Here is a 12,406-nt window from a genome sequence, read left to right as displayed (position 1 = left end):
CGCCCTCAGGCGTGGGGGGCCTCAGGCGTGGGGGGCCTCAGGCGTAGGGGGCCTCAGGCGTAGGGGGCGGAGGGTCCAGGTGATGGTCATCTGGGTGACCACGGCGCCGTCTGCCCTGGTGATGTCGACCTCGATGTCGAACTCCGGGCGTTCGCCGGCGTCCAGGGCGGTGACGACCTCGTCGCGGGAGCCCACCAGGCGGGCCTCCGCGGTCACGTCGCCCTTGGCGAGTTTGGCGTAGCGGATGGTGGAGGTCTTGGCGAGGGCCGTCGCCCTGGTCAGCTGGTCGCCGAAGACCGAGACGAGCACCGCGCCGGAGGCCGTCTCGGCCAGGGTGAACAGGGCGCCGGCGTGGGGGCCGCCGACATGGTTGTGGAGATCCGGGCGGTCGGCCAGGCGCGCGACGGCCTTGGCGTCGCCCACGTGGTCGAAGGTGATGCCAAGGGTGTTCACGAAGGGCACGCTGGCCTGGAGGAATGCTCCGACGTCAATCGACATGCCATGATGCTACTAGCGAGTAACCAAAGAAGCACGCGTTTGATCTTCGCTGGGATAGGTCCAGGTTCGTGCTCCGGACTCCTGCACTTTGCTCCCGACGCGGTAGCGTTGCTCCCCGTGACGGGCTACAACGACGACCTGCGCCTCGCGCACGTCATGGCCGACGCGGCCGATGACATCACCATGCGGCGGTTCAAAGCCGGGGACCTCCGCGTGGAGACCAAACCCGACCTTACGCCCGTCAGCGACGCCGACCGCGCGGTGGAGGAGAGCATCCGCGGCACCCTGCGCCGGACCCGCCCGCGTGATGCGATCGTCGGCGAGGAGTTCGGCCGGACGGGATACGGCCAGCGGTCGTGGGTGGTCGATCCCATCGACGGCACGAAGAACTACGTGCGCGGCGTCCCGGTCTGGGCCACGTTGATCGCCCTCATGGAGCTCGGCCGGGTCGTCGTCGGCGTCGTCTCCGCACCCGCTCTCGGCCGGCGCTGGTGGGCGGCGCGCGACGGCGGGGCGTGGACGGGGCGCGGCCTCACCAAGGCCACCCGTTGCCGCGTGTCGTCGGTCGCCAAGCTGGGCGACGCCTCGCTCTCCTACTCCGATCTTGAGGAGTGGGAGAAGGCCGACCGCCTCGACCAGTTCCTCGGCCTCAATCGCAGTGTCTGGCGGAGCCGCGCCTATGGGGACTTCTGGTCTCACATGCTCGTCGCCGAAGGTGCGGTCGACCTGTCGGCCGAGCCCGAGTTGTCCCCGTGGGACATGGCCGCCCTCACTGTGATCATCGAGGAGGCGGGCGGCATCTGGACGGACCTGTCCGGTGTGCCGGGGCTCGACGGCGGCAACCTCGTGTGCACCAACGGTTTGCTCCACAGCGAGGTGCTCAAGCGGCTCGGTGGTGGGCGGCTCACGCTGCCCATCTGATCTGATCGGCCCGTCTCATCTGATTCGGCCCTGGAGCAGGCTCATGCCGTACCTCCAGGGCTGATCCGTCTGGAGAATTGGTCCGGTCCGCCGACGGCGTGTCAGTGGACCAATTCAGGTGAACGGTGAACAACTCAGGCGCCGAGGTTGTCCTTCAGATATTTGGCGAGACCCTCGGCGGCGGCTTCGATCATGGTGAGGACCTCGACGAAGTCCTCGCGGTCTCCGTAGTAAGGGTCGGGCACCTCAGCGCCCTCGGCCGCCACAGGGTCGAAGGACAGCATCAGCCGCACGTCCGCCGAGGCGGTGGGGGCGATCCGCAGAAGGTTGCGGAGGTTGTCCCTGTCCATGGCCACAACCAGGTCGCAGTCGCGGAACCTCTTGGCGTGAAAGTGGCTGGCCCGGTGACGTGTGCCGTCATATCCGTGTTCGGCGAGCACAGAGGCGGCCCGCTCGTCCATGGGGTCGCCGACGTGCCAATCGCCCGTGCCCGCGCTGTCCACCGTGACCAGCCCGTCGAGGCCGTGGCGGGCGAGGGTGTCACGGAGCACCACTTCGGCGATGGGGGAACGACAGATGTTTCCCATACAGACCAAGCAGACGTGAAATGGCTTCATGACCCCATGATTCCGCAGCGTGGGAGTGACCCTGGACGTTCACCCTGTGTTCACCTTGACACGGGAACCACGTCACCTTGGCTCCCTAGCGTCCTTAGCGAGGATTGTTCGTCAGCTAGCACGACCGTGCACGTCTGGCCGGTTTGTCCGAGTCGGGGGTGGCACCACGTCAGGCGTCCGGTCAGCCACATCGGGGAGACGAAACATTCCGCGCAAGAGGATCAAGTGGGAGGAAGAAGACCGTGAAGTACGCAGGCCGGGTCGCCGTGGCCACAATCGCGGGGGTGCTTTCGCTCGCCGCATGCGGCACCGACGACAACACCGGCGGCAGCACCCCAAGCTCCGCACCGGCCGCATCGGGCTCGGGCGCCGGACTGAAAGGCGTCATCAACGCCGCAGGCTCCTCCGCCCAGGCGAACGCCATCGCCGAATGGAAGAAATCCTTCCAGCAGGCCAATCCCGGGGTGAACATCAATTATCAGCCCAGCGGCTCCGGGGCGGGTGTCCAGGCGTTCATCTCCGGCACGGTCTCCCTGGCCGGTTCGGACTCCGCTCTTAGCGACGAAAAGGGCGAGCCGGAAAAGGCCAATGCCCGGTGCAAGACCGGCAAGGCCATCAACCTCCCCATGGTTACCGGCCCTGTGGCCCTGGTCTACAACCTCCCCGGTGTAGACGGCCTCAACCTCTCACCGAAGACGCTCAGTGGCATCTTCAACGCCAAGATCACCAAGTGGGACGATCCGGCCATCAAGGCGGAGAACCCCCAGGCCAAGCTGCCCTCGACGGCCATCCAGGCGTTCCACCGCTCCGACGAGTCCGGCACGAGCGACAACTTCACCAAGTTCCTCAAGGCGACGTCGGAGTGGCCGTACGAGGCCTCCAAGGCGTGGCCCGCCGAGGCCAAGGGACTCGGCGCGAAGGGGTCTGACGGCATCTCGCAGGCTATCAAGACCACCCAGGGCGCGGTGAGCTACGTCGAGCTCTCCTACGCCGAGAACTCCGAGCTGCAGATGGCCAAGATCGGCAACGGCGCGGGCGAGTTCGTCGAACTCACCCCGGAGAGCGCCGGGAAGACGGTCGAGGCCGCGGACATCGTCGGCGAGGGCAACGACCTCAAGATGAAGATCGATTATGCCACGAAGACCTCGGGCGCCTACCCGATCGTCCTTGTGACGTACGAAATCACGTGTGAAAAGGGTCTGCCGGTCGAGCAGGCGTCACTGGTGAAGTCCTTCCTGGCCTACACCTCCAGCGACGCCGGTCAGCAGGCGCTGACCGCCCTCGGATATGCCCCCCTACCCGCCAGCGTGGTCACCAAGGTGCGTACTGCTGTGGAAGCGATCTCTTAAGAGTCAATGACTGCAACCATTGAAACTCGCCAGAGCGGGTCGGAAACACACCGGCCCGCCTTCAGGCGCTCTCGCGGCGAAGGCCCGTTTCGACGCCTCACCTCCGCCGCCGGGATAACGCTGCTAGCGATCATGGCCGCCATCGCGGTTTTCCTCATCGCGGAGGCCATCCCCGCCCTCCAGGCGAACAACAGTTCCTTCCTCACCGAACTCCTCTGGACGCCGAACAACACCCCGCCGGTCTTCGGCATCGGCGCCCTGGCCTTCGGCACCATCATGAGCTCCGCCCTGGCCCTGGCCATGGCCATGCCCGTCGCCGTCGGCGTGGCGCTGTTCATCTCCCACTACGCGCCGCGCAAGATCGCCGGAGCACTGGGATATGTCGTGGACCTGCTGGCCGCCGTGCCGAGTGTGGTCTACGGCCTCTGGGGCGTGATCTTTCTCGTGCCGTTCATGCAGGGCCCCTCGGAGTTCCTCAACGAATATCTCGGGTGGTTCCCGTTGTTCAGCGGCGACCCGGTCGTCGGCCGCTCGATGCTCACCGCCGCGATCGTGCTCGCGATCATGATTCTCCCGATCATCGCCGCCATCTCCCGCGAGGTCTTCCTTCAGGTGCCCCGCATGAACGAGGAGGCGGCTCTCGCACTCGGCGCCACCCGCTGGGAAATGATCAAAATGGCGGTCCTCCCCTTCGGCCGCCCCGGCGTCATGAGCGCGGCCATGCTCGGCCTCGGCCGCGCCATGGGCGAGACCATCGCCGTCGCCCTGATCTTCCCCGCGACGTTCGGCATCACCTTCGGGATCCTCGGGCCCAACGGCAACAGCATCGCGGCCAACATCGCCCTGGGGTTCGCCGAGGCCGGCGAGGTCGGCCGGGGCGCACTGATCGCCTCGGGCCTGGTCCTGTTCATCATCACGTTGGTCGTCAACATGGCCGCACGCATGATCATCGCTCGGCGCAGTGGAGCAAGTGCATGACCTCTCTAGCCAGCACCGGAGACCGGCCGTGAGCATTCAGACCCTCTCGACCGGGCGCCGCGCCAAAGACCTCACAGTGCGATGCCTGGTCTATCTCGCGTTCGCCGTCGCGGTCATCCCGCTGGTCTCCGTGATCTATCTCGTGATCAAGAACGGCATGGCCCGCTTCGACTTCGACTTCCTCTATCGCTCGATGAAGAACATCGGGCCAAGAGATGCAGGAGGCGGTGCCTACCACGCCATTCTCGGCACCCTTCAACAGGTCGGTCTCGCCTCCCTCATGTCGGTGCCGATCGGCATCCTCACCGCGATCTACCTCGTGGAATACGGCGGCAAAGGCCGCCTGGCGAACGCCATCCGGTTCTTCGTGGACGTCATGACCGGCATCCCCTCGGTGGTCGCCGGCCTGTTCATCCTCGCCTTCTGGGTGCTGTTCCTCGACCTCAACTACTCCGGCTTCGCCGGTGCCCTGGCCCTCTCGGTGCTGATGATGCCGACCGTGGTCCGCTCGGCCGAGGAGATGCTCAAGCTGGTCCCCGACGACCTGCGGGAGGCCTCCTACGCCCTCGGCGTGCCGAAGTGGCGCACGATCGTGAAGGTCGTGCTGCCGACCGCCCTCACCGGCATCGTCACCGGCGTCATGCTCGCCGTCGCGCGTGTCACGGGTGAGACCGCGCCCCTGCTGCTCACGGTCTTCTTCACCGACTCGATCAACGCCAACCCCTTCACCAACGCACAGATGGGGTTGCCGCTGTTCGTCTTCGACCAGGCGGGGCGGCCCAACGACACCGCCATCGACCGCGCGTGGGCCGGTGCTCTCACCCTCATCCTCATCGTCATGCTGCTCAACCTCGTCGCGCGATTGATCGCCTACTGGCGTTCGCCCGCTCGGGGAAGATAAGGGGCCTCACCATGGCTAAGCAGATCCAGGTCTCCGGCCTAGACGCGTACTACGGCGCGCACAAGGCCATCGCGGACATCTCGATGACCATCGAGCCGCGCTCCGTCACCGCGTTCATCGGCCCCTCCGGATGCGGCAAGTCCACCTTTCTACGCACGCTGAACCGCATGCACGAGGTCATCCCCGGCGCCCGCGTCGAGGGCAAGGTCATGCTCGACAGCGACGACCTGTACGGGCCGGGTGTGGACCCCGTCTCCGTGCGCCGCACCATCGGCATGGTCTTCCAGCGGCCCAACCCCTTCCCCACCATGTCCATCTACGAGAACGTCGCCGCCGGGCTGCGTCTCAACGGACGGATAAGCAAGTCGAAGACCGACGAGGTCGTCGAGCAGTCGCTCCGCGGCGCGAACCTGTGGAACGAGGTCAAGGACCGGCTGAACAAACCCGGCGCGGGGCTCTCGGGCGGCCAGCAGCAGCGCCTCTGCATCGCGCGCTGCATCGCCGTCAAACCCCAGGTGCTGCTGATGGACGAGCCGTGCTCGGCCCTCGACCCGATCTCCACCCTCGCCATCGAGGATTTGATCACGGAGCTCAAGGACGAGTTCACCATCGTCATCGTCACGCACAACATGCAGCAGGCAGCGCGGGTCAGCGACCGCACAGCCTTCTTCAACCTGGCGGCGCAGGGGCAACCCGGTCGGCTCGTCGAGATGGACGAGACATCCGCGATGTTCACCAACCCATCTGAGAAGGCCACAGAGGACTACATCACCGGTCGCTTTGGCTAGAGGCCCCTTACCTCTCCTCGACCGCTCAGCAGGCCCCTGAGCCCCATAGCGCGGCAATTGTCCGACATCGGGGCATCAGGGGCTTTGCGGTGCCGCCTTCAGGAGCGGTTCGATGCGGTAGGAGATCTGGTTGGACAACACGATCGTGGTGTCGGTCCGCTGCACCGCGGGGGACGCCAGGATGAGCGCGATGATCTCCTGAAGGTGCGCCGTGCCCCGCGCCACGACCCGGCACAACAGGTCGGCCTGCCCGCTCGTGCCGTACACCTCCAGGATCTCCGGCACCCCGCGCAGCGACTCCACCGCCTCGGCCAGCCTGCCCTGGGCGATCTGGAGCGACACGAAGCCGAGGATCGGATAGCCCACCACCTCGGGATCGATCGTGGGGCCGAAGTCGGTGATGACCCCACGCGCCACGAGCTTCTCCACCCGGGCCTGCACGGTGCCCCGGGCGACACCCAGCAACCGCGCGAGCTCGGTCAGGCCGACCCTCGGATTGGCCCGCATGGTCACCAGGAGCCGGCTGTCCAGCTCGTCGATCATCGTGCGCCCCTCGCCTTTCCTCCCGGTGTCATGAGCGTGACTCATGATGCCTGGGCATGCTTGCTCAGGGCGACCAGGCAAAGCGCCCCTTACCAACTCAAGTGTGCGAATCGCCTAGCATAACTTGATCAAAGCTGACCGATGATGCGCGATCTGCCCACTAGAACTAGCCGCTCTTGCCATAGATTCCGGGAATTGCTGTGATTTCACTATGTTCGAGGAAGCACAATACTTTGCACCGGTTTCGACGCGCGACGACGGCTCCGTCGTCGTGGAACTCTCGGCGGATCACCCCGGCGTGGCGGACCCGACCTACCGCGGACGCCGCAACGCCATCGCGGCACTCGCCATCGGGTATGTGCCGGGCGATCCCATCCCCGTCGCGGAATACACCGACGAGGAACACGAGGTCTGGGCCCTGGTGAGCCGCGAGCTCGCCGCCAAACACCAGAAGTACGCCCCGGCCGAGTATCTGAACGCCGTCGAGCGGCTAGGTCTGCCGAAGGACCACATCCCCCAGCTTGAGGAGGTCAGCACCCTCCTCGCCCCGCTCACCGGCTTCCGGTATCTCCCCGCCGCCGGCCTCGTGCCGCTCCGCGACTTCTACGGTGTGCTCGCCGACGGATACTTCTACTCGACGCAGTACATCCGCCACCACTCCGTGCCCTTCTACACTCCGGAACCCGACGTGATCCACGAGGTCATCGGCCACGCAAACGCCCTGGCCTCCGACCGCTACTCCCGCCTCTACCGCCTCGCCGGCCAGGCCGCCCGGCGGGTCGAGAGCGAGGACGCGCTGGAGTTCATCTCCAAGATCTTCTGGTTCACCCTGGAGTTCGGCGTGATGCAGGAGAGGGGCGAGCTGCGGGCGTACGGCGCGGGCATCCTGTCCTCCTACGGGGAGATCGAGGAGTTCCGGGGCATGGACATCCGTCCGCTGGACCTGGCCATGATGGGGACCACGCACTACGACATCACCAAATATCAGGACGTGCTCTTCCGGGCCGACTCGCTCGACCACCTGGAGGACGTCGTCGGCACCTTCTGGGCGACCTGCGACGACGACAGCATCGCCCGCCTCACCGCCGCCTGAGCACGAGGCTTGGAACGCGGGGCCTAGAGCACGGGGCCTAGAGCACGGGCACCTCGCGTTGCCCGGCCCGCTCGGCCAGCACGTGGAGCAGCGCGATCAATGTCGGACCGCTGACGATCCGTCCCTCCGCCACGAGGCCCAGAATGTTCGCGAGCGGCACCCACTCGATGCGCTCGGCCTCCGTGATGTCCACCGGCGGCCCGATGTGCTGCGCCGAATCCGCTCTGAACAGATAGTGCACGCTGTCGACGGTGCCGTTCGACGGCTCTGAGGCCGCGATCAGCGTCAAGGGACCGGGCCGCCAGCCGGTCTCCTCCTCGATCTCCCTCGCGGCGGCCTCCACCGGGGATTCGTCTGCCTCCACCCGGCCCATGGGGATCTCCCATCCCCGTGAACCGGTCACATGCCGATATCTCCACATGAGCAACACCCGATCCCCCACCACCACGGCGCCGGCGGCCACGGGGCGGACCATGCGGACGACATTCTGCTCAATCCTCTGGCCGTCCGGCATCTCCACGTCGAGCAGGTCGAGATTCACCCAGTCGCTGCGATAGACAGGGCGGCTGCCATGAACCGTCCACGTCATAAAAACCCCCTTAATCGGGGACAAAAAACACCTGCCCCCTGCGTCAAGCCCCTCAAGCCAAGCCGGCCTCACGAGCGAGTTCGATGGCCTCCGCCCGATCGGCGACCCCCAACTCGGCAAAAATGTTGGACAGGTGGTTTTGCACGGTCTTCGGCTTGATCTCCAACTGCCGAGCAATCTCACCATTACGGAATCCGGCGGCGACCAGTGCGAGAATCTCCCTCTCCCTGTTGGTCAGCCGTGGAAACTGTACGGCGGGGCCAGGCCGGCGGAAATGCCCCGCCACCTGGGCCGCGATGCCCGTCCCGAAGATGAGCTGACCGGCGGCGACAGCCATGATGGCCTGCACCAACTCCGGCAGCGGTGACGTCTTCAGCAGATAACCGCTGGCACCCGACCGGATCGCCGAGACGACATACTCCTCCCTGTCGAAACTGCTGAGGATCATAACCCGCGTCGCACAACAGCTCTCCACAATCTGCGCCGTCGCCTCGATGCCTGAGAAATCCGGCATACGAATGTCCATCACGACCACCTGCGGCCGCAACTCTGTCGCCAGGGCGACGATCCCGGCGCTTGTCGTCGCCATACCCACCAGCCGCATTCCGGGCGAATTCGACACCACCAGCTTGAGCCCCTCAAGAAAGGCCGGATGGTCGTCGGCGATCGCCACGCTGAACGGCTCACTCATGGCCGCTCACCGGGATGATCGCCACCAGCTCGGTGCCTCCACCCTGCGCCGGATGAATCAGACACGATCCCCCCAGCTCAGCCGCCCGCTCACGCATCGACCGCACTCCCGACCCCGCTTCGAACGGCACCGGCAACCCCGCCCCGTCGTCCCTGACCCGCAGGCACAACGCCCCGTCGAAGGTCAGGCGCACGGTGCAACGCCGCGCCGAGGCGTGCCGTACGACGTTCAACATCGCCTCGACCGCGATCCGGAACACCGCGACCTGCACACCGACCGGCAGAGGCGGCAGGTCGTCGGCGGATAGGGAGATCACCGGGCCGTTCTGCCCGCTGAATGTGATCGCCTTCTCCTCCAGTGCCCTGACCAGTCCGAGCTCATAGAGCACGGGCGGGCTGAGGTTGTGCATCACGCGGCTGACCACGTCGGCCACCGAGAGGGTCTCGGCGACCAGCCGCCCGAGCGTCTCGCGCAGGCCCTCCTGCTCGGGGGCCAGGGCGTTCTGCGCGAGCTGGAGATGCAGCGCGGTCGCCGCGAGCGTCGCCGTGGTGCCGTCGTGCAGATCGCGGTAAATGCGGCGGCGCTCCTCCTCGCGGGCCAGCACCAGCCGTTCCCGTGAGCGGCGCACGTCGGCTGTCAGCTTGGCGACATATGCGGTGGCCCCGAGCTGGGGCGCCAGCAGGTCGAGCAACTCCCGGTCCAGTGCGGACGGCCCGCGTCCCGGTGGCCAGTCGACCAGGAGCGAGGCGACAGCCGTACCTTGATAGGTCAGCGCCACGGGTTCCGGGCTCCGCGGTTGGCCGTTGCCGACGTAGGTGCCGTCGGGCAGCTCGACGGCGACCGCAGGGAGGCGCAGCTGCGTGCCGATGAGCCGCACCGCCTCCGACAGGGCCTCGGCGGGCGTCTGCGCCCGCTCGATCCGCCGGGCGAGCCGGTTGGCGAGGCGATAGGGATCGCGTTCGCCATAAGTCCACTTATTGACCACGGCTTGGACCCTCTCCCTGATCGGCTGGAACATGAGGGCGACCACCCCACTGGCCATCACCGACGACACGGGGTGGAACCACCGCGCGAACAAGAGGCTCGACAGGGCCACCACCGCGGCATATCCACAGATGACCACCACTGTCATCGTCAACCAGACCGCCGACCGGTTCACCACCACGGTGATGTCCAGCATGCGGTGTTTGAGCACCGCGGCGATGATGGTGACCGGGACCGGCAGGAAGAGCAGCGGCTGCAACGGCGGCGCCAGCAGCGGTACGCCCGTGATCGCGTCCGGCACGATCACCAGGCCGGTGAAGGCCGCGATCGCACCCCCGATGACCAACCCGACCAGGCGAGCCTGCCCACGCAGCGGCGTCTCCGCCGAGGCCCGGTAGCCCAGGAAGAGGAAAACCACCAGCAGCACCGCCGGGACGATCTGCTCCGCCGGCGAGGGGGACAGCAGCGCCACAAACGAGCCCTCCGCGACCGCGCCGGCCACCCGGATCACGGGAAGCAGCAGGTAGACCGCAGGCACGATCCAGCCGAAACGCACCACCAGCGCCTGCCGCCGCGGGAAGACCAGCGCGAAGTGCATGCCGCAGGCCCACAACATCTGATAGGCGATCCCGCTGAGCAGCCAGGCCGCCGTGTAGGCCGGGCTGGTCAGGTCACTGGCGCCGAACCCGAACATCCACGAGACGGAGGCCACCGCCTGAAACGCCGAACACCAGGCCAGCAGCCTCCCCGCCGGCGCTTTCGGCCGACGGTGAACCAGGAAGGCACTGACCAGTGCCAAGGTGACGACCCACACGATCGCCGGCCAGTTCGCCGCCACCTGACGAGCCACCGGATAGGGGCGTAAGGGGAGGGTCACCGTACGGAGGAGTCCGTTGGGATCTTTGACGAGATAGGTGACCTTGTCGACCGGGGTGGGGAAACGGCCGGCGTGGACCACCCAGTCCGCGGGCGGACGGCCCTCGACGCGGAGGATCTCACTGCCCGGCGCGAGCCCCTCGACCGTCGGCCACTGCACGGTCAGCCGGCTGTCGGGCCACAGCACCTTGCCCCGGTTGATGAAGACGTCGTCCGCCGGAGTCGCCACACGCACACCGACAAGCGCGACACCGAGCAGGAAAACCGCCAGCAACAGGAACACGGGCGAGCGTTCCGATGCGGGCATATCCCCATGATTGCCGTCCGGTACGGCATAAGCCATAAGGTCGGGAAGAATTCCCGGGAGGCTGGGAATGGCACACCCATGACATTGGGAGCACCCGATCCACACCATGTGCCCATGGCGCAATTACGCTGGGCAATTGTCCTCCTATTAGCCCTAATGCCGTTTACACCCATTTCTACCGCCGCCTCGGCCACGACCTCCCCCACACCTCAATGGGCCTACGCGTATGTGAACAAGGCCACCGCGGCGGAGGCACCTATCGGGGTTCCGACCGCCATATCCGTCAACAGCCAGTGGAGCACCGGCGGCACAGGCGCGACCGTCACTCGTATCGGCACAGGGGCATACGAGGTACGGTTACCCGGCGTCGCCTCCAGCACGGGCATCGTCCACGTGACGGCCTATCGCACCCACTATCGGGGGCGGACGTGCGCCGTGACCGGATACGGGCCGTCCGGGGCGGACGAGCTGGTCGAGGTCCAGTGCTACGACGAGAACGGGGCGCCGGTGGACTGGTGGTTCACCGTGCACTTCACCGCACCCACGGCGATCAACTATGCCTACGCGACCGTCCACCACACCGGGACCCAGCCCAACTCCGGGACGTTCAACTCCGACGGGCAGACCAACAGCGTGGTCCGCGACAGCACAGGACAGTATCGGGCGGTCATCCCCGGGGCGTCGTTCGTGTCGGGGACGGGACACATCAAGCTGACGGCCTACGAGGCGACGGGGGCACGGTGCTCGGCCCAAGCCGGGACGGCGGCCGGAGGGGCGTTGGAGATTCCGGTCTCGTGCTACGCGATCTCGACCGGGGCACTGGTGGATGCCAAGTGGCTGCTGTCGTACAGCGTCGGCGGGGACGCGGCGGCGTACACGACGGTGACGGCGGGGCCGGCCATCGACACCGGCCGCTCGTACAGCGTCACCGGGGAGACACCTACCGTCGAGCGCATCGGGACGGGCTGGTATCGGGTCACCTGGCAGAACGTGGGGATCCTCTTCGGGAACGTCCAGGTCACCTCGACGGCCACGGACGGGAGGTACTGCCACTTGGGCACCATTAACGATTACAGTGCACCGCCGCGGCTCACCGTCGACGTCTACTGCCACACGACGGCCGGCCTTCTTGGGGACAGCACATTCGGCGTGTCTTATATGCGGAGACCGCCTGCGAGTTGCGTTTCTCAGGAGACGTGACTTACGGGCTTCCGGTAAAGACCCTGGAAATAGAAGAAGGGCCATCCCATCGGGATGGCCCTTCTTGAAAA

Annotated in this window: 13 protein-coding genes; 7 read left to right on the top strand and 6 right to left on the bottom strand. The window is 66.5% G+C overall.

Annotated features, from left to right (window positions below):
* Positions 1–21: 21 nt before the first annotated feature.
* Entirely contained in the window at positions 22–498 is a 477-nt protein-coding gene (locus tag Ssi02_RS13290) for a DUF4442 domain-containing protein (RefSeq protein ID WP_204025375.1), read from the bottom strand.
* A gap of 117 nt (positions 499–615) precedes the next feature.
* Between Ssi02_RS13290 and hisN the strand changes: the two genes are divergently transcribed.
* Positions 616–1,419 (top strand): histidinol-phosphatase, encoded by an 804-nt coding sequence (hisN, locus tag Ssi02_RS13285; RefSeq protein ID WP_204025373.1) that lies wholly within the window; start codon positions 616–618, stop codon positions 1,417–1,419.
* 134 nt (positions 1,420–1,553) lie between these two features.
* Here hisN and Ssi02_RS13280 read toward each other — a convergent pair whose 3' ends face one another.
* Positions 1,554–2,036 carry a low molecular weight protein-tyrosine-phosphatase gene (locus tag Ssi02_RS13280; protein WP_275410664.1) on the bottom strand — a complete coding sequence of 161 codons (483 nt, stop codon included), beginning with the start codon at positions 2,034–2,036 and terminating at the stop codon, positions 1,554–1,556.
* Positions 2,037–2,278: 242 nt separating this feature from the next.
* Here Ssi02_RS13280 and pstS point away from each other — a divergent pair, with 242 nt between their 5' ends.
* The 4 genes from pstS to pstB are packed head-to-tail and all read left to right on the top strand — an operon-like array spanning position 2,279 to position 6,052.
* A complete protein-coding gene (gene pstS, locus Ssi02_RS13275) occupies positions 2,279–3,385 on the top strand; it encodes a phosphate ABC transporter substrate-binding protein PstS (protein WP_204025371.1) in 1,107 nt (368 codons plus the stop codon).
* Positions 3,386–3,391: 6 nt separating this feature from the next.
* Positions 3,392–4,363: a phosphate ABC transporter permease subunit PstC gene (gene pstC, locus Ssi02_RS13270; RefSeq protein WP_204025370.1), complete on the top strand. Its 972-nt coding sequence runs from the start codon at positions 3,392–3,394 to the stop codon at positions 4,361–4,363.
* Positions 4,364–4,391: 28 nt separating this feature from the next.
* Positions 4,392–5,264, top strand: a complete 873-nt coding sequence (pstA, locus tag Ssi02_RS13265) for a phosphate ABC transporter permease PstA (RefSeq protein WP_239128880.1) — start codon at positions 4,392–4,394, stop codon at positions 5,262–5,264.
* An 11-nt stretch (positions 5,265–5,275) separates the two neighbouring features.
* The gene (gene pstB / locus Ssi02_RS13260; protein WP_204025368.1) at positions 5,276–6,052 is read left to right on the top strand and encodes a phosphate ABC transporter ATP-binding protein PstB; all 777 of its coding nucleotides are present in this window, start codon (positions 5,276–5,278) and stop codon (positions 6,050–6,052) included.
* 75 nt (positions 6,053–6,127) lie between these two features.
* Here pstB and Ssi02_RS13255 read toward each other — a convergent pair whose 3' ends face one another.
* Positions 6,128–6,640: an Lrp/AsnC family transcriptional regulator gene (locus Ssi02_RS13255; protein ID WP_239128879.1), complete on the bottom strand. Its 513-nt coding sequence runs from the start codon at positions 6,638–6,640 to the stop codon at positions 6,128–6,130.
* Positions 6,641–6,806: 166 nt separating this feature from the next.
* Here Ssi02_RS13255 and Ssi02_RS13250 point away from each other — a divergent pair, with 166 nt between their 5' ends.
* On the top strand, positions 6,807–7,688 hold the full coding sequence (locus tag Ssi02_RS13250) for a phenylalanine 4-monooxygenase (protein WP_204025365.1): 882 nt from the start codon (positions 6,807–6,809) through the stop codon (positions 7,686–7,688).
* Between the two features lie 37 nt (positions 7,689–7,725).
* Here the strand turns inward: Ssi02_RS13250 and Ssi02_RS13245 are convergent, their stop codons facing one another.
* From Ssi02_RS13245 to Ssi02_RS13235, 3 genes are read right to left on the bottom strand one after another with little or no spacing between them, the layout of a single operon-like run.
* A complete protein-coding gene (locus tag Ssi02_RS13245; protein ID WP_204025363.1) occupies positions 7,726–8,277 on the bottom strand; it encodes an NUDIX domain-containing protein in 552 nt (183 codons plus the stop codon).
* 52 nt (positions 8,278–8,329) lie between these two features.
* Positions 8,330–8,968 carry a response regulator gene (locus tag Ssi02_RS13240; RefSeq protein ID WP_204025361.1) on the bottom strand — a complete coding sequence of 213 codons (639 nt, stop codon included), beginning with the start codon at positions 8,966–8,968 and terminating at the stop codon, positions 8,330–8,332.
* Entirely contained in the window at positions 8,961–11,135 is a 2,175-nt protein-coding gene (locus Ssi02_RS13235) for a sensor histidine kinase (protein WP_204025359.1), read from the bottom strand. The genes Ssi02_RS13240 and Ssi02_RS13235 overlap by 8 nt, the downstream gene beginning before the upstream one ends.
* Before the next feature lie 228 nt (positions 11,136–11,363).
* Here Ssi02_RS13235 and Ssi02_RS13230 point away from each other — a divergent pair, with 228 nt between their 5' ends.
* Entirely contained in the window at positions 11,364–12,335 is a 972-nt protein-coding gene (locus Ssi02_RS13230) for a hypothetical protein (RefSeq protein WP_204025357.1), read from the top strand.
* The last annotated feature ends 71 nt before the right edge of the window (positions 12,336–12,406 follow it).

The sequence above is a fragment of the Sinosporangium siamense genome, from assembly GCF_016863435.1.
Taxonomy (GTDB): domain Bacteria; phylum Actinomycetota; class Actinomycetes; order Streptosporangiales; family Streptosporangiaceae; genus Sinosporangium; species Sinosporangium siamense.
Note: the sequence above shows the minus strand (reverse complement) of the source record. Positions and strands in the feature narration are given on the sequence as shown.

What these genes read in the sequence shown, in the direction of transcription:
- Ssi02_RS13290 (WP_204025375.1), bottom strand. Translation starts at nt 498, where the DNA reads ATGTCGATTGACGTCGGAGCATTCCTCCAGGCCAGCGTGCCCTTCGTG.
- Ssi02_RS13280 (WP_275410664.1), bottom strand. Translation starts at nt 2,036, where the DNA reads ATGAAGCCATTTCACGTCTGCTTGGTCTGTATGGGAAACATCTGTCGT.
- pstC (WP_204025370.1), top strand. Translation starts at nt 3,392, where the DNA reads ATGACTGCAACCATTGAAACTCGCCAGAGCGGGTCGGAAACACACCGG.
- pstB (WP_204025368.1), top strand. Translation starts at nt 5,276, where the DNA reads ATGGCTAAGCAGATCCAGGTCTCCGGCCTAGACGCGTACTACGGCGCG.
- Ssi02_RS13255 (WP_239128879.1), bottom strand. Translation starts at nt 6,640, where the DNA reads ATGAGTCACGCTCATGACACCGGGAGGAAAGGCGAGGGGCGCACGATG.
- Ssi02_RS13250 (WP_204025365.1), top strand. Translation starts at nt 6,807, where the DNA reads ATGTTCGAGGAAGCACAATACTTTGCACCGGTTTCGACGCGCGACGAC.
- Ssi02_RS13245 (WP_204025363.1), bottom strand. Translation starts at nt 8,277, where the DNA reads ATGACGTGGACGGTTCATGGCAGCCGCCCTGTCTATCGCAGCGACTGG.
- Ssi02_RS13240 (WP_204025361.1), bottom strand. Translation starts at nt 8,968, where the DNA reads ATGAGTGAGCCGTTCAGCGTGGCGATCGCCGACGACCATCCGGCCTTT.
- Ssi02_RS13235 (WP_204025359.1), bottom strand. Translation starts at nt 11,135, where the DNA reads ATGCCCGCATCGGAACGCTCGCCCGTGTTCCTGTTGCTGGCGGTTTTC.